This window comes from Streptomyces sp. NPDC096324 (assembly GCF_044763015.1).
Taxonomy (GTDB): domain Bacteria; phylum Actinomycetota; class Actinomycetes; order Streptomycetales; family Streptomycetaceae; genus Streptomyces.
This window is the reverse complement of the sequence record NZ_JBIWFK010000004.1, coordinates 206932-225975: the sequence shown is the minus strand read 5'-3', so window position 1 is coordinate 225975 and position 19044 is coordinate 206932. Positions and strand designations below refer to the sequence as shown.

Annotated in this window: 13 protein-coding genes; 6 read left to right on the top strand and 7 right to left on the bottom strand. The window is 70.1% G+C overall.

Annotated elements, in window-relative coordinates:
- Positions 1-47: 47 nt before the first annotated feature.
- Both ACIQ7M_RS11785 and ACIQ7M_RS11780 read right to left on the bottom strand, forming a co-directional pair.
- Positions 48-2444, bottom strand: a complete 2397-nt coding sequence (locus ACIQ7M_RS11785; protein WP_403642649.1) for a SpoIIE family protein phosphatase — start codon at positions 2442-2444, stop codon at positions 48-50.
- Between the two features lie 427 nt (positions 2445-2871).
- The gene (locus ACIQ7M_RS11780) at positions 2872-4215 is read right to left on the bottom strand and encodes a chloride channel protein (RefSeq protein ID WP_403642646.1); all 1344 of its coding nucleotides are present in this window, start codon (positions 4213-4215) and stop codon (positions 2872-2874) included.
- 645 nt (positions 4216-4860) lie between these two features.
- Here ACIQ7M_RS11780 and ACIQ7M_RS11775 point away from each other — a divergent pair.
- The 4 genes from ACIQ7M_RS11775 to ACIQ7M_RS11760 all read left to right on the top strand — a co-directional run bounded on the left by ACIQ7M_RS11775 (position 4861) and on the right by ACIQ7M_RS11760 (position 9668).
- Positions 4861-5700, top strand: coding sequence for an SDR family oxidoreductase (locus ACIQ7M_RS11775; RefSeq protein WP_403642643.1), 840 nt, complete (start codon positions 4861-4863; stop codon positions 5698-5700).
- An 18-nt stretch (positions 5701-5718) separates the two neighbouring features.
- Complete coding sequence (locus ACIQ7M_RS11770) at positions 5719-7047, top strand: NAD(P)/FAD-dependent oxidoreductase (protein ID WP_403642641.1); 1329 nt, start codon at positions 5719-5721, stop codon at positions 7045-7047.
- A gap of 78 nt (positions 7048-7125) precedes the next feature.
- The gene (locus ACIQ7M_RS11765) at positions 7126-8628 is read left to right on the top strand and encodes a cytochrome ubiquinol oxidase subunit I (protein ID WP_403642638.1); all 1503 of its coding nucleotides are present in this window, start codon (positions 7126-7128) and stop codon (positions 8626-8628) included.
- Complete coding sequence (locus ACIQ7M_RS11760) at positions 8625-9668, top strand: cytochrome d ubiquinol oxidase subunit II (protein ID WP_403642635.1); 1044 nt, start codon at positions 8625-8627, stop codon at positions 9666-9668. Before ACIQ7M_RS11765 ends, ACIQ7M_RS11760 begins: the two co-directional genes overlap by 4 nt.
- Positions 9669-9726: 58 nt before the next feature.
- Here the strand turns inward: ACIQ7M_RS11760 and ACIQ7M_RS11755 are convergent, their stop codons facing one another.
- The 4 genes from ACIQ7M_RS11755 to ACIQ7M_RS11740 all read right to left on the bottom strand — a co-directional run bounded on the left by ACIQ7M_RS11755 (position 9727) and on the right by ACIQ7M_RS11740 (position 14797).
- Positions 9727-11307 carry a GMC oxidoreductase gene (locus ACIQ7M_RS11755; protein ID WP_403642632.1) on the bottom strand — a complete coding sequence of 527 codons (1581 nt, stop codon included), beginning with the start codon at positions 11305-11307 and terminating at the stop codon, positions 9727-9729.
- A gap of 154 nt (positions 11308-11461) precedes the next feature.
- Positions 11462-12019: a gluconokinase gene (locus ACIQ7M_RS11750; RefSeq protein WP_403642628.1), complete on the bottom strand. Its 558-nt coding sequence runs from the start codon at positions 12017-12019 to the stop codon at positions 11462-11464.
- Between the two features lie 9 nt (positions 12020-12028).
- On the bottom strand, positions 12029-12973 hold the full coding sequence (locus ACIQ7M_RS11745) for a cyclase family protein (protein WP_403642625.1): 945 nt from the start codon (positions 12971-12973) through the stop codon (positions 12029-12031).
- 3 nt (positions 12974-12976) lie between these two features.
- Complete coding sequence (locus ACIQ7M_RS11740) at positions 12977-14797, bottom strand: glycoside hydrolase family 15 protein (protein WP_403642622.1); 1821 nt, start codon at positions 14795-14797, stop codon at positions 12977-12979.
- Positions 14798-15004: 207 nt separating this feature from the next.
- On the opposite strand from ACIQ7M_RS11740, the gene ACIQ7M_RS11735 reads away from it, so the two are divergent.
- Both ACIQ7M_RS11735 and ACIQ7M_RS11730 read left to right on the top strand, forming a co-directional pair.
- Positions 15005-15952 (top strand): DUF389 domain-containing protein, encoded by a 948-nt coding sequence (locus tag ACIQ7M_RS11735; RefSeq protein ID WP_403642620.1) that lies wholly within the window; start codon positions 15005-15007, stop codon positions 15950-15952.
- Positions 15953-15993: 41 nt separating this feature from the next.
- The gene (locus ACIQ7M_RS11730; RefSeq protein WP_403642617.1) at positions 15994-17778 is read left to right on the top strand and encodes a cation:proton antiporter; all 1785 of its coding nucleotides are present in this window, start codon (positions 15994-15996) and stop codon (positions 17776-17778) included.
- Between the two features lie 290 nt (positions 17779-18068).
- Here ACIQ7M_RS11730 and ACIQ7M_RS11725 read toward each other — a convergent pair whose 3' ends face one another.
- Complete coding sequence (locus ACIQ7M_RS11725) at positions 18069-19025, bottom strand: 2-hydroxyacid dehydrogenase (RefSeq protein ID WP_403642614.1); 957 nt, start codon at positions 19023-19025, stop codon at positions 18069-18071.
- Positions 19026-19044: the final 19 nt, after the last annotated feature.

The following is a 19044-nucleotide window of genomic DNA, read 5'->3' as shown; positions in this document are numbered from 1 at the left end:
ATGCTCCAGGGCGGCGCGGTGGCTTCTCGGGCAGCGGCTTCGCATCCTCACACGGCTTCCTCGCCGCCTGGGGCCGGTGCCGGACTCTCCGCCGGGCGGCCGGCGCTCGGTGGGGGGAGTGCCTGCTCGGCCCAGATGGTCTTTCCCCGGGCGTGATATCGGGTACCCCAGCGGTGTGCGAGCTGGGCGATCAGAAAGAGGCCGCGGCCACCTTCGTCGGTCTCGTAGGCGTAGCGCAGATGCGGCGCCGTGCTGCTCCCGTCGCTGACCTCGCAGATGAGCGCGCGATCGCGGATCAGACGCAGGCCGATGGGTCCGGTTCCGTAGCGGATGGCGTTGGTGACGAGCTCGCTGACGATCAGCTCGGTGGTGAAGTCCAGGTCCTCCAGGCCCCAGTTGGCCAGCTGCCGCAGACTCAAGGCACGGGCGGTGGTGACCACCGCCGGGTCAGGGGGGAGGGTCCAGGTTGCCACCCGGTCCGCGGCCAGCGCCCGGGTGTGGGCCAGCAGCAGGAGGAAACCCTCGCTGTCGGCGGTCCCACGGGCGCGGATGAACGCATCGCAGGCGTCCTCCAAGGTGCGGTGCGGATTGCTGCTGAGGACCTGACGCAGAGTGTGGGCCGCAGGTGACCGTTCGGCGTCGCCGGCCTGTGCCGGGCTGGTGGTGAACAGCGCGATCGTGCTCTCCTCCGGCAGTTCCATGTCAGCGGTCCGGTAGGGCGGGTGGCCGGTGCCGAGCGGGGGTCCCTCCGGGATGTCGGGGATCTCGATCTTGCCCTGCGGGCTGACGACCACCGGCGCCGGATGGCCGGCTCGGGCCAGCGTGCAGCGGCGCGAGATGGGGTCGTACACCGCGTAGATGCAGGTGGCGCCCTGCATGTGGGTCCTGGCTGATGCTGCGGCGAGATCGTCGGCGGGCTCGTCGCTGTGTCCGGTCACCAGGTCGTGCAGCCGGCCGAGCAGTTCGTCGGGGGCGAGGTCCTGGGCGGCGAGCGTGTTGATGGCCATGCGCAGCTGTCCCATCGCGGCGGCGGCGTCGATGCCCTGGCCTGCCATGCGGCCCACGACCAGCGCGACCCGTGCGCCGGAAAGGGGGATGACGTCGAACCAGTCCCCCGGGCTGCGTGCCGATTCGTGGCGCCAGGCGACCTCCACGGCGTTCTGCGGCGGTGCGGACTGAGGCAACAGGGTGCGCTGCAGGGCCTGGGCGGCGTCGCGTTCGCGGGTGTACCGGCGCGCGTTGTCGATGCACACGGCTGCCCGGCCGCAGAGTTCGGCGGTGAGGAAAAGGTCGTCGTCCCCGTATGGATCAGGCTCGCGGGCCCGGTAGAAGCTGGCCAGGCCGAGCACCACCCCACGGGCGGCGAGGGGTACGACCATCAAGGAGTGGGCCGCGGTGGCGCGGATGTGCGCGGTGCGACGGTCGTCGGCGGGCAGGTCGTCGCAATCAAGGCGTGGTATCACGGTGGGGCGCAGTTCGGTCAGGCCGGCGATGTGAGCGGGGAGCAGGTATTCGACCAGTTGTCCGGCGTCATAGGCAGGCTGCGTGCCCGGCTCCAGGGCGCTCATGAAGGCCGCGCGTCGTAGCCGGGTCCGCTCGCTGACGGGGCCCGCCGCGAACGCCTCGCCATGGAGCACGCCGTCCAGCACGTCGATTGTGGCGATGTCCGCGATGGCCGGAACCGCGGCGGCGGCCAATTCCTCCGCCGTGGTGAGGACGTCGAGCGTGGTGCCGATCCGGGTACCCGCCTCCACCAGGAGGTCCAGGCGTGCCCGGGCCCGTTCCCTCTCAGTCACGTCCTGGGAAGCCACGAGGGCCCCGATACTGCGCCCGGCCGAGTCCCTGAGGGGCAGCAGGGTCGCCGAGTAGACGTGATCGTGGGTGGGATCGGTCGGAGGGCGGCCGCGGTGAAGGAAACTCAGTGGTCGACCGGTCTGGACCACCTGGTGGATCTTTTGTTCGACAGACTCGTCGACGATACCTGGCGCGACATCGCGGATGTGACTCCCGACAGCCTCCCTGCCCACGACGCCGTGGACTCCTGGCGCGGAGAGGTTCAGGCGGACGATCCGCAGGTCGCCGTCGACGACCTGGACTCCGAGGGGGGACTCGGTCAGCAGCGCGCGGAGCAGTGCGGCGTCGATCTCGTCCTGAGCGGTGGCCGGGGCCGGGGTCAGCCGCACCGACCAGTGGAGGGCCCCGCCAGGTCGGACGAGAGAACTGACCGCCGCGCTGACCGCCACCTGGTGACCGTCCCGGTGCCGTGCGGCGACCTGCTCGACAGCCTCCCTGCCGACCGACTGCTGGTCCAGGAGCAGGGTGACGTGACGGCCCAGTGCCTCCTCCGTGGAATAGCCGAGGAGTTGCTCGGCCTCCGGGCTCCATTGCGCGACAGCGCCGCGCTCGTCGAGGACGAGCCGAGCGTCGCGCGGCAGTGCACCCATGGGGCCTTCCTCACCGGAAGAGGCGACCATGTCCCGCCACCGAGATGGACGAGCCCACTGCCTCGCACACCATCGGCGCAGGAGCGGTGGCTCGGAATCGGTGAGCAGTGGGTGGCCGTGGTCGACGGGCCTGCTGCGCGACCATCCAAGCATCAGCCAAAGGAGCGCGAAGGTAACCAAGCCGGATATCTGTCATATATGAACGATATCGTCGTTTAGTTGTCGAGGTGCGGCACGGACGAGACGCTTCCGAGCTGGAACGACCGTCCTGCGCCCGCAATGGCACGGGGCGACGCCGGGCGAGTTCGACGCGGAGGTGCTGCGCTGTCCGGAGTTCGCGAAGTCCGAGCGTTTCGACGCGCCCTGCACCACGCCGGTCCACAAGCCGACGCTGGAGCCGCGCCCGGCGTCGACCCGTCCTGCAAGGTCACGGGACGGCCGGCCTGTCTGGTTTCCGCTCGCCGGGTTGAGGAGTCTCGGGCTTGGCGAGCCGGAGAGTCAGTACGTATGCGACGACCACGGCCACGATCACCAAGGGCATCACGGTCAGTCCCACGGTACCCAGGAGCAGGGTGGCCAACAGGACTGAGGTCATCGGCAGTTTGAGCATGGCGACGCTCAGGGCACCCATGCCGAGCGCGAAGCCGGTGGTGGCGTCGAGGCCGGGAAGGTGGGACATGGCCAGCCCGCCCGCACCGCCGACGAACAGGGACGGGAAGACGGGACCTCCCCGGAAGGCGCTGAGGGAGGCGCTGTAGGCGAGGGTCTTGAACACGATGAGGAGCAGCAGGGTGCCGAGGGAGTAGGTGGCATTGTCGGCCAGGAGGGGGCCGACGGTGCTCTGGCCGGAAAACAGCACTCCGGAGATCGGTTTATCGGTGATGGTGGCGTAGAGCAGGGCGAACAGTCCGACGCATACGCCCATCGCCACGGTGAGGGGCAGCCTGCGCCGCTCGACATGTCGCTGCAGGTACTGGCCCGAGCGGCGGATGGCCTCGCCGAGGATCGCGGCGGCGAGGCCGGCGAGGACTGCCCAGCCGAACGCGGCGAGTGTCGGCCGGTCGGCGGGCGGCACCTGGGTCAGGGACAGGGAGTAGGTGCCCAGTCCGGTCCAGTCGTCCAGGCCGGTGAAGATCAGGGAACCGACGCCTGCGGCGAGCAGTCCGGGCACCAGCACGACGCCGAGCATCGGGCCGGCCAGGCCGGAGGCTTCCATGAGCAGGAACGCTCCGAGAAGGGGGGAACCGAGGAGTTCACTGATCGCCGCGAAGCTGCCCGCTGTCGCGACGAGGGCGATGCCGGTGGGAGGGGTGTCGCGTTTCAGCATCCGGATCGCGCCGGCCGCCAGTCCGCCGCCGAGGGCGATGAGCGGGGCCTCCGGGCCGAGGACGGCACCGAAGCTGAGCGTGGCGATCGCTGCGAGGGCCACGCCGGGCACTGCCGTCACCGACGGGGTACCGCCGGTCTTGAGTCCTTCGGCCGGCTCGTGCCCGCCCTTTCCGGGCAGATGACGGATGGTGAGGGCGACGATCGCGCCGGCCACGGCGAGCAGGGGCACGGCCCACCAGTCCGGTGTTCCGCTGAAGCCGAGGCCCTTGGGCAGGTCCTTGTAGAGCAAGGACTGGAGTTTGGAGACGAGGGCGAGGAATCCGTAGGCCGCGCAGGAGATGGGGACGCCCAGCACGGCCGAGATCACCAGCAGGGAGATGTAGCTGCGGCTGCGGACGATTTCGAGCGGGTTCTGTGGGGCGGTGGCGGGTCCGGCCGGCATACGCATCCATTCCTCGCGGACGGGACTGGGGCCGCAGATTCAGGCAACCCGCATCAGGTGCTACCACGGGGCAGGGAATCACCCCGGCTCCGGTGCTCGCGAGACCGCAGCGTTCACCCGTTTGAGCAGTTCGGGTGAGCCAACTGCCCGTCGCGATGGTCTCGTCGGCGGCTGTGCTGGTGTTGGCCAGAGGTCATGCGCTCACAGCGCGACTGTCGGCTCCGCTGGTCGCAGACGGGGTGGCGCGCCAGTAAGTTCGCGATCAGGCCGAGCCCTACGACTACGACGCCCACGGCGCGGGCCCATCGCCTGACCGGCGACACTCACAAGATCAAGAGGCTCGCGACGCCCCTGCGCATTACCGACGCCCGGCTTCGGACAGCTCTGACGTTCAGGCACGTAGCCCGGAGGACGACCGTCTGCCCCCGGCCTGGTGCGGAAGCGGCCGAGCGCCGGGATTCGCGCACGCCGTTTCGATCCGCATGAGCCACAGGAGTGACCTCGGCGGTTGAAGCGGGCCCGGCAGCGTGTCGGGCTGCCGCTGACGGTGCTAATGGATTTGGCTTGCCACCGCATTCTGGTGTCTTCCGCGAGGTCTTTTCGCCGACCGGAGGCGGCTGCAGGGAATCGAGCGAGGAGATCGTGGTGGCAGGCAGTGTCGAGGAAAGCGGTACGTCGCTGGTCGCACGGCTTTTGCGAGGGCAGAAGGCCCTGGTGACCGGCGCGAACTCGGGTATCGGCAAGGCGACCGCCATCGCACTGGGCCGGGCCGGGGCGGACGTCGTGGTCAACTACGTCGTCGGAGCCGACGAGGCCGAGGAGGTCGTGGAGCAGATCAAGGGCTTCGGGGTGAACGCCTACGCCCACGAGGCCGACGTGTCCGACGAGGACCAGGTCGTCGAGATGGTCGCGCGGATCGTGCGGGAGTTCGGGACCATCGACATCATGGTGGCCAACGCCGGCCTCCAGCGCGACTCCTCGCTCGTGGACATGACGCTGGCCCAGTGGCAGAAGGTCATCGACGTCAACCTGACGGGTCAGTTCCTGTGTGCGCGGGAGGCTGTGAAGGAGTTCATGCGGCGCGGTGTCGTCCCGGAGGTGTCCCGCTCGGCGGGCAAGATCGTCTGCATGAGCTCGGTCCACCAGATCGTCCCGTGGTCGGGCCATGTGAACTACGCGTCCTCCAAGGGCGGCGTCGGCATGATGATGCAGACGCTTGCCCAGGAGCTCGCCCCGCACCACATCCGTGTGAACGCGGTCGCGCCGGGCGCCATCCGCACCCCGATCAACACGTCCGCCTGGGACACCCCCGAGGCGGAGGCCGAGCTCCTCAAGCTCATCCCGTACCGCCGGGTGGGCGACCCCGAGGACATCGCCGACGCCGTCGTCGCGATCACGTCCGATCTGCTCGATTATGTGGTCGGCACGACCTTGTACGTCGACGGCGGGATGACCCTCTTCCCCGGCTTCGCCACCGGCGGCTGAGGCGCTGTGGAAGACCATGTGACACCCCGGCGGGTGGTGATCATCGGGGGAGGGCTCGCCGGGCTGTTCGCCGTTCGGGCCTTGCGCCGGTCGCCGGTCGCGGTGACGCTGATCGACCGCCGGGCGCATCACCTCTTCCAGCCACTGCTGTACCAGTGCGCGGCCGGGATCCTGTCGGAGGGACAGATCGCCCAACCCTTGCGCGCGGTCCTGCGCCGTCACACCAACGTGCGCTGCCTGCTCGCCGACGCCACCGACGTGGACGTGAAGGAGCGCGCCGTCCACGCGCGACGGCCGGAGGGCGGCACCGTCGTCGTTCCCTACGACGACCTGATCGTCGCGGCCGGCATGCGCCAGTCGTACTTCGGGCACGACGAGTTCGCGGCGCACGCGCCGGGCATGAAGACGCTGGACGACGCGCTGGAGATCCGCCGCAGGATCTACCGCGCCTTCGAGATGGCCGAGTCGGCCACGGACGCTCGGGACCGGCGGCACTGGCTCACCTTCGCGCTGGTCGGCGGCGGGCCGACCGGGGTGGAACTGGCCGGGCAGATCCGAGAGATCGCCGGCCACACCCTCGACCGGGAGTTCCGGACCATCGATCCGCTCCAGGCCCGGGTGCTGCTCTTCGAGGGGTCCGACCAGGTGCTGGCGCCTTTCGGGGACCGTCTGGCCGGGCGTGCGGCCCGCTCCCTGAACGATCTCGGTGTGGAACTCCACCTGGGCACGCGGGTCACCGAGCTCGACGGGCAGGGCCTGACGGTGCAGGAGCGGGACGGCACGACCACCCATCACCCCGCGCGCACCGTGCTGTGGACGGCCGGGGTCGAGGCCCCGCCCATCGCCGGTGCCCTGGCGCGGGCCACCGGTGCGGAGCGGGACCGAGCCGGCCGTATCGCCGTCGAACCCGATCTGACCCTTCCCGGTCACCCGGAGATCCGCGTGGTCGGCGACGTGATGGCCCTCGACCACCTGCCCGGCCTGGCCGAGGTGGCCATGCAGTCGGGTGCGTACGCGGGGCGATCGGTGCGTCATGCGGTGGAGGGCCGGACGAAGAAGCCGAAGCCCTTCAAGTACGTGGATCTGGGCAGTGCGGCCTATATCTCGCGCGGACGGGCCGTCGTCAAGGCCGGGCCTGTGCACCTGTCGGGCGTCGGCGGCTGGCTGGCGTGGCTGTTCATCCACATCGCCTTCCTGACGGGGTTCCGCAGCAGGCTGGGCGCGGTCCTGAGCTGGTCCGTCGTCTTCGCCTCCGGCGCGCGACGCGAGCGGGCCTTCACCCTGCCCGACACCGACCCCGGGCCCGCCGAGCAACACGGAGGCACCGCGGCGCTCCGCGAGCCCTGACCCGGCCGGGGCTCCTTGCCGTCATCGTCTTGTCCCTGCGTTCCCCGCCGAAGGCGGGTGAAGATCACCGAGGCACCCATGCTCAGCACAGCAGTGCACCTGGCCGCCGGTACACCGGCCCAGCTTCTGCCCTCCCGTGAGTTGATGGCCTTCACCCTGGCCTCGCACATCCTGCTCGTCCCCTTCGGGGTCGCCCTGCCCTTCATCACGCTGGTCATGCACTACCGGGGCCTGCGCCGCGACGATCCGGTGGCGATGAAGCTCGCCCGGCGCTGGTCGGCGGTGATGGCGGTGCAGTTCGCCATCGGTGTCGTCACGGGCACCGTGCTCTCCTTCGAGTTCGGCGTGTTGTGGCCGGGCATGATGGGGCGCTGGGGTGACGTGTTCGGCCTGGGCTTCGGCGTGGAGGCATGGGCCTTCTTCCTCGAAGCCATCATGATCGCCATCTATCTCTACGGCTGGCGCCGCCTCAAGCCATGGACCCACTTCTGGCTGGCCGTACCGCTGCCACTGGCCGCCCTGATGGGGGCGTTCGGCATCATCGCCGCCAACTCGTGGATGAACACCCCGCAGGGGTTCAGCCTCGACTCCCAGGGCAACCCGACGAACGTCGATGTGCGGAAGGCCGTCTTCACCCCGATCTTCGGCACCGAGTACTGGCACTTCGTGGTGGCGATGTTCCTGACGGCCGCTTACGTGGTCGCGGGTGTGTACGCGGTCGGTTGGCTGCGGGGCCGCCGCGACCGCTACCACAAGCTGGGCTTCATGGTGCCGTTCACCGTCGCCGCGATCCTGACGCCGATCCAGTTCTTCCTCGGGGACTCCGCCGCCCGATCGGTGTTCCACAAGCAGCCTGTGAAGTTCGCGGCCTTGGAGATCGTCTGGAAGACCGACACGCACGTGCCCGAGTACCTCTTCGGGCGGCTGCACTCCGACGGATCCATCTCCGGCGGCATCAAGATCCCGCAACTGGACTCGATCCTGGCCGGGTTCCGACCCGACACCAAGGTGACCGGACTGACCTCGGTACCGGCGGAGAACCGGCCGACCCCGGCCCAGGCGACGCTCGTGCACTTCTGCTTCGACCTCATGGCGACCATCGGCAGTGTGCTGATCCTGCTGGCCCTGTGGTACGCGTGGCTCTGGTGGCGCCACCGGGACATGCCCGACAACCGCTGGTTCCTCCGCTGTGCCTCGCTGGCGGGCGTGGCCTGCCTGGTGACCGTCGAGTGCGGCTGGATCGCCACGGAAGTCGGCCGCCAGCCCTGGATCGTCTACAACCACATGCGGGTGTCCGAGGCCGTCACGGAGACCGGTGCCGGCGGGATCTGGGCCCTGCTCGGAGTCGTCATCGTCGTGTATGTCGCGGTCTTCGGGTCCTTCCTGGCGATTCTGCTCAAGATGCGCACCCGTTGGCGCGTGGCCGACGAAGCCGCGGCCTCGTCGGCCACGGCCCTCGAGCCCGAAGCCGACACCCCGTACGGGCCCAGACACGCGGCCGACGCCGCGACCGTCGGAGCCTCGTCGGCCGGCGGGCCTGGCGCCGGATCGTCCAAGGGGTCCTCGGGAGGTGACCGATGATGGCGGACGTCATCGCCTGGGTGCTGGTCGTGGTGATCGCCGCGTACGCGTGCGGTGGCGGCACCGACTACGGAGCGGGTTTCTGGGACCTGCTGGCGGGCGGCGCCGACCGGGGCAAGCGGCCACGCTGGCTGATCGACCACGCCATGGCACCGGTGTGGGAGGTCAACAACGTCTGGCTGATCTTCGTGCTGGTCCTCATGTGGACCGGCTTCCCGACGATGTTCCAGGCCGTCTTCACGGCTTTGTGGCTGCCCTTGGTCCTCGCGGCCCTCGGGACGGTGCTGCGTGGTGCCGGGTTCGCCCTGCGCAAGCCGAGCAGGCGCCTGGCCCGACGGCGCGTCTACGGGGCCTTGTTCGCCGTCGCTTCACTCGTCACCCCGTTCTTCCTCGGCTCCGTCCTCGGCGGTATCGCCTCGGGCCGGGTCGAGGTGGGCACACCTCCCACCGCGCATGTCTGGGCCAACCCGACCTCGATCCTCGCGGGTCTGCTGGCCATCGCGGCCACCGCGTTCCTCGGCGCAGTGTTCCTGGTGGCGGACGCCCGCCGGTTCGGCGCGGACGACCTCGTCGACTACTTCCGGCTGAGGGCCTTGCTGGCCTTCGGCGCGGTAGTGGTCCTGGCCGCGATCGCCCTGCCCGTCACCCACGACGACGCCTCCTACGTCTGGCACGGGATGACCCGGGGCCTGGGCCTGCTGATGGTGATCCTCGCGGCCTGCTCCGGTGTGCTGACGGTGCTGCTTCTGCTGATGCGCGCACACCGCTGGTCGCGGCACACCTCGGTGGCCACGGTCGCCCTGGCGGTGATCGCCTGGGGCTTCGCCCAGCGTCCCTATCTGCTGCCGACCACGCTGACGGTGGCCGACGGGGCCGGCGCAGCGCACACGCTGCGCTGGCTGGGCATCGTCACGATCATCGCGGTCGTTCTGGTGGGTCCGGGGCTGGTGCTGGTCTACCGGCTGGACACGCAAGGGGAGTTGGAGCCGTTGACGGACTCCGACACGGGGACCGCGGCGCTTCCCGGCGACAACGTGTGAGGAGTCCGGCTGGGGCCCTGAGCATCGACGCTCAGCGGCCCCAGCCGGCCCGGCGGGCTCAGCCGAGACGCTCGATCAGGTGATCGCCGACCCGCAGGGCGTTGGCGATGGCGGTCAGTGAGGGGTTGACCGCGCCGATGCTGGGGAAGAACGACGTGTCCACGACGTAGAGGTTGTCCAGGTCGTGGGCCTTGCAGTTGACGTCGAGGGCCGAGCTCGCGGGGTCGGTGCCGAAGCGCACGGTGCCGGCCTGATGGGCCGTCGCCCCGATCGGCATCCCCTTGTGCAGATAGATGCTGTGGTTCAGCAGGCGGTGCGGATGCATCCCCAGCTGCCCCAGCATTCCCCGCAACTTGTGCTGAAGCCGCTTCAGGCCCTCGATGTTGTTCTTCTCGTCCAGGGAGAGGTGGATGCCGTCGTCCTTGTCGAGGGTGACCCGGCTTTCGGCCAGGGGCAGGTCCTCCCCGCACAGCCAGAAGTCGACGGCGTGGTGGGCGAGGACCTCGAACGGCATGTCGGGCGAGACCTTGCCGGCCCAGCGCGGGGCCTCTCCGTGGATCTGGTCGGCGTCCGACTTGCCGAGCATCTGGATGCCGCCGAGCGGGTACTCCCAGTCGTCCGCGCCGAGGTACCAGTCGTTGAGGGCCATGGTCTTCTGGAACTTGGTGGGATTCGGTTCCTTCGACACGGCCATCAGCGCCAGGTTGTTGTGGCGCATGTAGTGGCGGCCCACGACGTCGGAGCTGTTGCCCAGGCCCGCCGGGTGCCGTTCGTTGGCCGAACGCAGCAGCAGGACAGCGGAGTTCACCGCGCCGCACGCGACGACCACGATGTCGGCGCTGAACGTCTCGGTGGTCCCGTCCCCGAGATCCGCGACCACACCGGTGACCGTCCGGCCGGACTCGTCGGTCTCCAGCCGGCGGACGTCCGCGTGGGTCACCATGGTGACGCCCGGGTGTTCGAGCGCCGGGTCGACGCACAGCACCTGGGCGTCGGACTTCGCGCCCAGCAGACACGGGAACCCGTCGACCCGGTCGCAGCGGATGCAGGCACTGGCGTGCGTGGCTCGTCCGTTCTCGTCCTGCGTGAGGTTCACGCCGATGGGCAGGTGGAAGGGGTGCAGCCCCTGCTTCTCCAGATCGTCGCTGAGCTGCTGGATGCGCGGCTCGTGCTCGACCGGTGGGTAGGCGTACTCGCCGCTGGCCGGGCCCTCGGTGAAGTCCTCGCCGTGCCGGCCGTGCACGAGGTAGAGGTGTTCGGCCTGCGTGTAGTACGGCTCCAGGTCCTCGTAGCCGATCGGCCAGGCCGGGGACAGCCCGCCGTGATGGCGTATCTCGCCGAAGTCCTGGGGGCGTAGCCGGAACAGCGCGGCACCGTAGAACTTGGTGTTGCCGCCGACGTAGTAGTTCACCTCCGGCGGGAACTCGTTGCCGTGCTTGTCGTACCAGAACTCCGGTGCGCGGTAGCGGCCCTGGACGAAGACGGCGGTGGAGTCCCAGTTGTCACGCTCGCTGGGCAGGTAGCCGCCGCGTTCGAGAATCAGTACGCGTTTGCCGCTGGGTGCCAGCCGGTGCGCGAGGGTGCCGCCGCCCGCTCCGGTGCCGATGACAATGACGTCGTAGTGCTGGTCGCCGGTCATGAAACGCCCCGTCCGTGGAGTCGTTGGCCTTCTCTGTCCGGATCCTGACCCCCCGGATGAAACCGTTTAAATGCCCCTATCGGTTACGGATCCGATCTTATCGGGCACTTCCACCCCCGGCATTCCGGTGACGAGGTGCCGGCAGCGGGCTCGCTCAGGTTCCCTCGGAGCGCGTTCCGCCGCCCCTTCCTTCGAGGTCGTGCAGGGCGGCTACCGCCCGGTGGACGATCGTCTGAGGCGAGTTCTCGGCGTCGACGGTCAGGCCCGGCTCGTCCGGGCGCAGCGGCTCCAACTCGGCGTACTGGGAGTCCACCAGGGCGGCGGGCATGAAGTGTCCCGTGCGCCGCGCGACCCTCCGCAGGGCTGCCGCCTCGTCGAGTGCGAGGTGCAGCAGCCACACGTGGGCCCCCGCTCCGCGGAACATCTGGCGGTACCGGTATCTGAGCGCCGAGCAGGCCACGACACCGCCGGTCCGGGACGCCGTCGCCTGCGCGATCCACTCGCTCACGGTTGCCAGCCAGGGTCGGCGGTCCTCCTCGGTGAGCGGCCTGCCGGCGGCCATCTTGGCGCGGTTCGCCGCCGGGTGAAGGTCGTCCGCCTCCAGGAAAGGCACCCCGAGCCGCTCGGCCAGCAGGATTCCCGTCGTGGATTTCCCGCACCCCGACACCCCCATGACCACGATGATCGCGGGTTCCTGAGAGGAGTTGCCCATACGGCTCCCTCACACAATGGCGATCGGATTGACGGGGGAGCCGGTGGCTGCCGGCAGCCGTAGCGGGGCCACGACGCAGAAGAACGACCAGCGCCCCTCGGCCGCGCAGACCGGCACCAGATCCTCGAACTGCAGATAGTCGAGTAGGTGAACGCCCATCGCGTGCATCGCCAGCACATGCACGGGGAAGTCCACACCGTCCACCGGGCTCGGGGCGGTGTCGTTGTTCCCGTCGCCGCCCAGGACCGCGACCTTGCGCTCGGCCAGGAACTCCAGAGCGTTCGGGTGCAGGCCGGCCCGGGCCTCCGCGGTGTTCCACGGACCCGCCTCGGTCCGGCGTTTTCGGTGGCCCACCCGTACGAACAGCAGGTCGCCTTCCCCGACCCGGGTGTCCTGGGACTTCTCGGCGGCATCGAGGTCGTCGGCGCTCACGTGGTCCCCCGGCTCGAGCCAGGGCACGCCGCGCAGCCGGGGGATGTCCAGCAGCACCCCACGGCCGGCGATCCCGTCCGCGAGCGCCCCGACCGTCAGCGCCGTCGCGCCGTCCCCCGTGACACTGCTCGCGTCCACACCGCCGTGCAGGGTGCCGCGGTAGATGACGTGGCACAGGGCGTCGAGGTGGCTGTCGGTGTCCCCGTGCACGTTCATCGCGAAGCTGTCCCTCGCGAAGTGCAGCCCCTGGTCGTCGGACTGCTCGGACCAGGCGCGCATGGTGTGCAGGGCGGGCTCCGGGCTGTCGGGCCCCGTCGATGTCTCCACCGGCGCGGCCAAGGTGACCGTCCTGCCGGTCCGTACCTCCTGTGCCGCCGCCGTCACGCGGTCCGGTGTCAGCGCGGCCAGAGCGCCCCGCGCACCGGCCGCCCACGAGGCGCCGGACGCCAAGTGCTGGTACAGGGCGTCGAATGCGGCCGCGGTCAGCCGCGGGGCCTCTCCCCGGAGGTCAGGGGCGGCCACGCCTCAGCGCCCGTGCTCTGCGTCGAGGGCGTCGTCGAGCGTGCTCGCCGCCATGATGAGGGCGAGGTGGGTGAACGCCTGGGGGAAGTTGCCCAGTTGCTCTCCGCTCGGACCGATCTCCTCGGAGAACAAGCCCACATGGTTGGCGTACGTCTGCATCTTCTCGAAGGTGTACCGGGCTTGCTCCAGCCGTCCCGCCCGCGCCAGGGCGTCGACGTACAGGAAGGTGCACAGACTGAAGGTGCCTTCCGAGCCGCGCAGGCCGTCCGGGGAGGCGGCGGGGTCGTAGCGGTAGACGAGGCTGTCGGAGACGAGCTTACGGTCCATGGCGTCCAACGTGGACAGCCATCGCGGATCCCTGGAGCCCAGGAACCCCACCCGCGGCATCAGCAGCAGCGAGGCGTCCAGCACGTCACCGTCGTAGTGCTGCACGAAGGCGCGTTCCTTCTCGCTCCAGCCGCGGTCCACGACCTGCTTGAAGACGGCGTCGCGGGCGGCGCGCCACTTGTCGATGTCGGCCGGCCTGCGCCAGTGCTCGGCCAGGGCCAGCCCGTGGTCGAGCGCCGCCCAGCACATCACCCGGCTGTAGGTGAAGTCCTGGCGGCCGCCGCGGGTCTCCCAGATCCCCTCGTCCGGCCGGTCCCAGTGATCCGCCAGCCAGTCCAGCGTCGTGGCGAGGGTCTGCCATCCCTCGTACGACGACTGCGCCTCGATCTCGCGCCCCTGGGACAGGGCGTAGACGGCCTCGCCGTAGATGTCGAGCTGGAGCTGGTCGGCGGCGCCGTTGCCGATGCGCACCGGCGCGGATCCGCGGTAGCCCTCGAAGTGTTCGAGGCTCTCCTCGGGGAGGTCGGGCCTGCCGTCGATGCGGTACATCGTCTGCAGCGGTTCGTCCTCCTTGCCCTCACGTTCGCGCAACCGCTCGACCAGCCAGTGCACGAAGGCCGTGGCCTCCTCGACGAAGCCGAGGTCGAGCATGGCCCGCACGGACAGCGAGCCGTCGCGGATCCAGGTGAAGCGATAGTCCCAGTTGCGCTCCCCGCCCACCTGCTCGGGCAGGCCCATGGTGGCGGCCGCCACCAGCGCGCCGGTCGGCGCGTACGTCAGCAGCTTCAGGGTGATCACCGAACGGTGCACCAGCTCCGGCCAGCGGCCCCGGTAGCGGGACTGGCGCAGCCACGCTTGCCAGAAACGGGTGACCTCGGTGAGCCGCGCATGGACGGCGCCGATGGTGAGGTGGTCGGGCGGACTGCCGCCCGGGGCGCAGACCGTGAACACCGCCCCGGCGCTCTGCCCCGCGTCGAGACGGACGGTGCCACGCACGTCGTGGCCGTCCGCCTCCAGCGGGAACGTCGCCTGCAGGAACGCCTCCGTGCCCGGCGCGTGGAACCGGGCACCGCTCTTGTCGATGTCGAGGCGGTGCTCGGCGCGGCCGTAGTCGAAGCGCGGCCGGCACTCCAGGGAGAACTCGACGGTTCCCCGAACCGCCCGTACGAGACGGATGAGCTGGTGCCGGTCGGTCGGTGTACGGGTCCGGTCGGGCGGCATGAAGTCGACGACCTCACCCACTCCGTCCGGAGACATGAACCGGGTCACCAGGACCGCCGTGTCCGGATAGTAGAGCTGCTTGCACGAGAGATCGGGATGCTCGGGAGCGATGCGGAAATACCCGCCGCCGTCGTGATCGAGCAGAGCGGCGAAGATGCTGGGCGAATCGAATCGCGGTGCCGCGAACCAGTCGACCACACCCTGAGAGGAGACGAGCGCTGCGGTCTGCAGATCTCCGACGAGGCCGTGGTCGGCGATGGGCGGGTAGCGGTCCATCCGGTCACTCCACTGTCTCCCCGAGCACCCCCAGCGGTACTTCCGCTTCCACTATCCGTCCGCACTCGCGGTGGCGCCACACGCCGCCAAGGCGATGGATCGCCGTACACCACTGCTACGTTTTGTGCTCGATCCGTCACTTGAAGTGCATGCCGGCCATGGTCCACAGCACCCGGCCCCGCCGCCGGCCGAGCTGGGAGACTGGCCTTGGACCTGATCCACGTTCGACTGGTGAGCCCGCCCGACCTCACGCCCCGGACCGTCGAGCTGCTGTCCGACGACCGCTGCGTGTTCAACCTCGTGCTCTCCGGCGAGGCCCGCAACCCGGCGGGCGACGCCATCCAGTGCGACGTCCTGGCCGGGGAGGCGAGCACCGTGCTGCGCGGCCTGCGCTCCCTGGAGATCGACTCCCGCGGATCCATCGTCATCGAACCCGTGGACACGGCGTTCTCCGACAAGGCCGCCGAGGCCGAGCAGCGCCGACTGGGGCCACTGGCCCACACACCGGTGTGGGAAGAGGTCGAAGCGCGCATCCGCGCCGAGGGCACCTACGTCCCCAGCTTCTATCTCTACCTCGTGATCGCCGGGGTGATCGGGGCGGTCGGCATCCTGTCCAACTCGCAGATCCTGATCGTCGCGGCCATGGTCGTGGGGCCCGAGTACGGCGCCATCACCAGCGTCGCGCTCGGCATCGACCGACGCAACGGAGCCAGAGTCCGCCAGGGACTGTTCGCCCTCACCGCCGGTTTCACGCTGGCGGTCCTGGTGACGTTCCTGTTCTCCTGGGCGGTCAGAGGCATGGGCCTCACGCCGAAACTCTTCGAGCTGGGCGTCCGGCCGGTCACCACGCTGATCGACACCCCGGGCTTCTTCTCCGCGGTCGTCGCGGTACTGGCCGGAATCGTCGGGATCGTCTCACTGACGCAGGCCAGGACGAGCGCCCTGCTCGGCGTCTTCATCTCGGTCACCACCATCCCGGCCGCCGCCGACATGGGAGTCGCCCTCGCCCATTCCAGTTGGAGCGAGGCGCGCGGCTCGTTCTTCCAACTGCTGCTCAACATCGTGCTGCTGATCGTCGTGGGCGTCGTGACGCTCAAGGTCCAGCGAGCCGCCTGGCGGCGGATCGGCCGGCGCAGCCGGGCCTCGACCACCTGACACGTCACCGCTCAAGCGGCTTCCCGAGAGAAGGACTGTTCGTGACGACGGATGACGTGCTCACCGGCGTGGCCCTGATCATGGTCTTCGCCGTCGGGTCACAGTTGCTGGCCTCCGTCCTGCGCATCCCCTCACTGATCGTCATGCTCCCGGTCGGGTTCGCGGCCGGAGCGCTGATCGACGACATCAACCCCCAGCAACTGCTCGGCGCCGCCTTCTCCCCGCTGGTGTCCCTGGGTGTCGCCGTGATTCTCTACGACGCCGGACTCGGCCTGGACCTGGGCAGATTCAGGGGCCACAACCGCACGGTCGTCACCCGCCTGATCTGGCTCGGCGTTCCCGCCACTTGCCTGCTCGGCGCCGCGCTCGCCATCCCGCTGCTGAGTATGTCCCACGAGGCGGCCATTGTTCTGGGCGCAGTCCTGGTGGTTTCGGGGCCTACCGTCGTGGGGCCTCTGCTCGGCATCGTCCGACCCAAGGACCGCCTCCGGCACATCCTCGTGTGGGAAGGCTCCCTCATCGATCCCGTCGGCGGCATCCTCGGCGCCGTCGTCTTCCACGCCGTCGCCGCCAGCACCGAGTCCTCGGCATCCCGCGGGATCGCGCACTTCGCGGCCAGCGTGGGCACGGGAGTGGCAGGAGGCGTGATCGGGGCGGCCGCGCTGTGGGCACTGTTCCACGTGGTGCGGCCGGGCGAGGTGCTCGGCACCACGGCCCAACTGGCCGTCGTGATGGGAGTGGCGGCCGGCTGCGACATCCTGCGCGACGACTCGGGACTCATCGCCGCCGTGCTGATGGGCCTGTCGGTGGCCAACATCTCCCGCATCGACATCCCCGTGCGCCGCCGGTTCTTCGAGACACTGGTCAGTCTCATCATCGGGCTGCTCTTCACCGGGATCTCAGCCACGGTCACCCCCGCGTCGCTGAACCACGTGGGGCTGCCCGCACTCGGGTTGGCGGCCTTCTTGATCGTCGTCGTCAGGCCCCTGGTCGTCGCGATGTGCACCTTCGGCACCGACCTGTCCCGGGGCGAACGGTGTTTCGTCGGGTGGATGGCGCCACGCGGGATCGTCGCCGCCGCCACCGCCTCCACCTTCACATCGGCGCTGGTCGCCGATCACGTCGACGGAGCCGCCAAGATCCTTCCGGCCACCTTCGTCGTCATCGTCGTCACCGTCACTCTTTACGGGCTCACGGCCGCCCCCGTGGCCCGGCTCCTGCGGGTGAAGCGCCCGTCCCGCTCGCGCCCCCTCCTGGTCGGCGGAGCTCCATGGGTCATCGACCTCGGTGCGACCCTGAGATCCACCGGGATGGACGTGCTGATGTGGGCCGGACCGGACGAACAACGCGACCGCATCCAGCGGGCCGGACTCGAGATCGCCCCGGGCGCCATGCTGGGCAACGCCACCGGCTCCGGCGCCGAACTGGAAGGCGTCACCGGCGTGTTCCTCCTCACCGACGAGGACGACTTCAACGCCCTGGCGTCCGCGGTCCTGCGCGGTGGCGTCGAGGGACCGGTCCTCCGCGTGGGCGCGACGAGGGGCAGCCACAGCGTGGTGGTTCCCTACCGCGGCCGCGAGGTTCTCTTTGGGCCGCACCTGACGGGTCCCGCCCTCGCCCGCAGGCACCAGGCGGGCAGTGCCATCGTGGCGGCACCCGCCGCCGACGGCGTTCCCGCCGACAGCGATCTGCTGTTCGTGGTGCGCCCAGGTCACCGGCTGGAGCCCGTCACGGGGGACGGCACACCGCGGCTCGACCGGGGAGACACCCTGGTCCTATTGGCCCCGGCCACCGGCGACCGGCCGACAGGAAAGCGAGCTCCGTGAACTCCACCCGCGTGGCGGGCACTCGGCACCTGCCGTGCGATCACCCCCCCACCTGAGCGGACCGACGCGGGCCACGGCATTCCCCCGTGCGCGTCCGCCTCATCCTTCGGAAGTCTCCGAGTCGCCGGAAAAGGTGCTCGGGCCCGCGGTCGCACAGATGCGCCCGCCGTACGCCACCGGTTCCCCGGTGGATCCGATCGCCGTCCTCTGACGGCTGCTCAGTCCCCTCTCCCTGTAAGCCGAGTGAGAGAGCATGCCCCGCTCGGGTGCCGCCGGCCGGCCGGGCCGGGTCAGCCCCGGCCGGCGGACACCACGTTCTCCAGCCGCTCGCCCGCCGCGTACCGCGCCAGCTGGGACCGGACGAGCGCCAGTGCGCGCGGCCGGAAGGCCGACGTGGTGGCGGCAATGTGCGGGCTGATCAGCGTGTTCGGCGCCGTCCACAGGTCGTGCCCCGGTGGCAGTGGTTCCGGGTCCGTGACGTCCAGCGCCGCCGTCAGGCGTCCGGCGTGCAGCTCCGCGAGCAGTGCCGCGGTGTCCACCACCGCCCCGCGACCGACGTTCACCACGACGGCGCCGTCCCTCAGCCGGGAGAGGAACCCGGCGTCGACCAGGCCCCGGGTCTTTTCGGTGAGGGGCACGGTCAGCACCACCGCATCGGCCCGCGGCAGCAGTGACGGCAGATCCCCCAGGTCGTGCACCGGTCCGCGCGGCGCGACCCGGGCCGTGCGGGCCACCCGCAGCACCTCGCACTCGAAGGGGGCGAGCCGGGCCTCCACGGCGGCACCGATCGCCCCGTAGCCCAGCACCAGGACCGTCCGATCGGCCAGCGCCGGGCGGAAGCCCGCCGACCAGTACTGCGCCTCCTGCGCCCTGACGAGGTCGGGGATCTTGCGCAGCGCGGTCAGCAGCAGCGTCACCGCGTGCTCGGCCGTACTCGTGTCGTGCACGCCGCGGGCATTGCAGAGCGTGACGCCCGGCGTCACGTGCGGCAGCAGGTCCTCCACTCCCGCGCTCAACGATTGCACCACCCGCAGCATCGGCAGCCGGCCCAGCACGGGCACGGCTGCGTCGACACGGGTGTAGGGGACGACGAAGAATTCGACGGCTTCCAGAGCGACGTCGGCCGGCACGGGGCCATGACCGTCCCAGACGACAGCCCGCCAGCCCTCGGGGAGCCCGCCGAGCTCCGGCGGGGCGTACGGCAGCATCGCACGGGCTCTGATGGAATCCTCGGCTGCGACCGTCATGCGCACCTCCGTGCCTGAC

Bases quoted from the DNA above. Each gene is read 5' to 3' on its own strand.
- ACIQ7M_RS11785 (WP_403642649.1), bottom strand. From the start codon at position 2,444: ATGGGTGCACTGCCGCGCGACGCTCGGCTCGTCCTCGACGAGCGCGGC.
- ACIQ7M_RS11780 (WP_403642646.1), bottom strand. From the start codon at position 4,215: ATGCCGGCCGGACCCGCCACCGCCCCACAGAACCCGCTCGAAATCGTC.
- ACIQ7M_RS11765 (WP_403642638.1), top strand. From the start codon at position 7,126: ATGCTCAGCACAGCAGTGCACCTGGCCGCCGGTACACCGGCCCAGCTT.
- ACIQ7M_RS11760 (WP_403642635.1), top strand. From the start codon at position 8,625: ATGATGGCGGACGTCATCGCCTGGGTGCTGGTCGTGGTGATCGCCGCG.
- ACIQ7M_RS11755 (WP_403642632.1), bottom strand. From the start codon at position 11,307: ATGACCGGCGACCAGCACTACGACGTCATTGTCATCGGCACCGGAGCG.
- ACIQ7M_RS11750 (WP_403642628.1), bottom strand. From the start codon at position 12,019: ATGGGCAACTCCTCTCAGGAACCCGCGATCATCGTGGTCATGGGGGTG.
- ACIQ7M_RS11740 (WP_403642622.1), bottom strand. From the start codon at position 14,797: ATGGACCGCTACCCGCCCATCGCCGACCACGGCCTCGTCGGAGATCTG.
- ACIQ7M_RS11725 (WP_403642614.1), bottom strand. From the start codon at position 19,025: ATGACGGTCGCAGCCGAGGATTCCATCAGAGCCCGTGCGATGCTGCCG.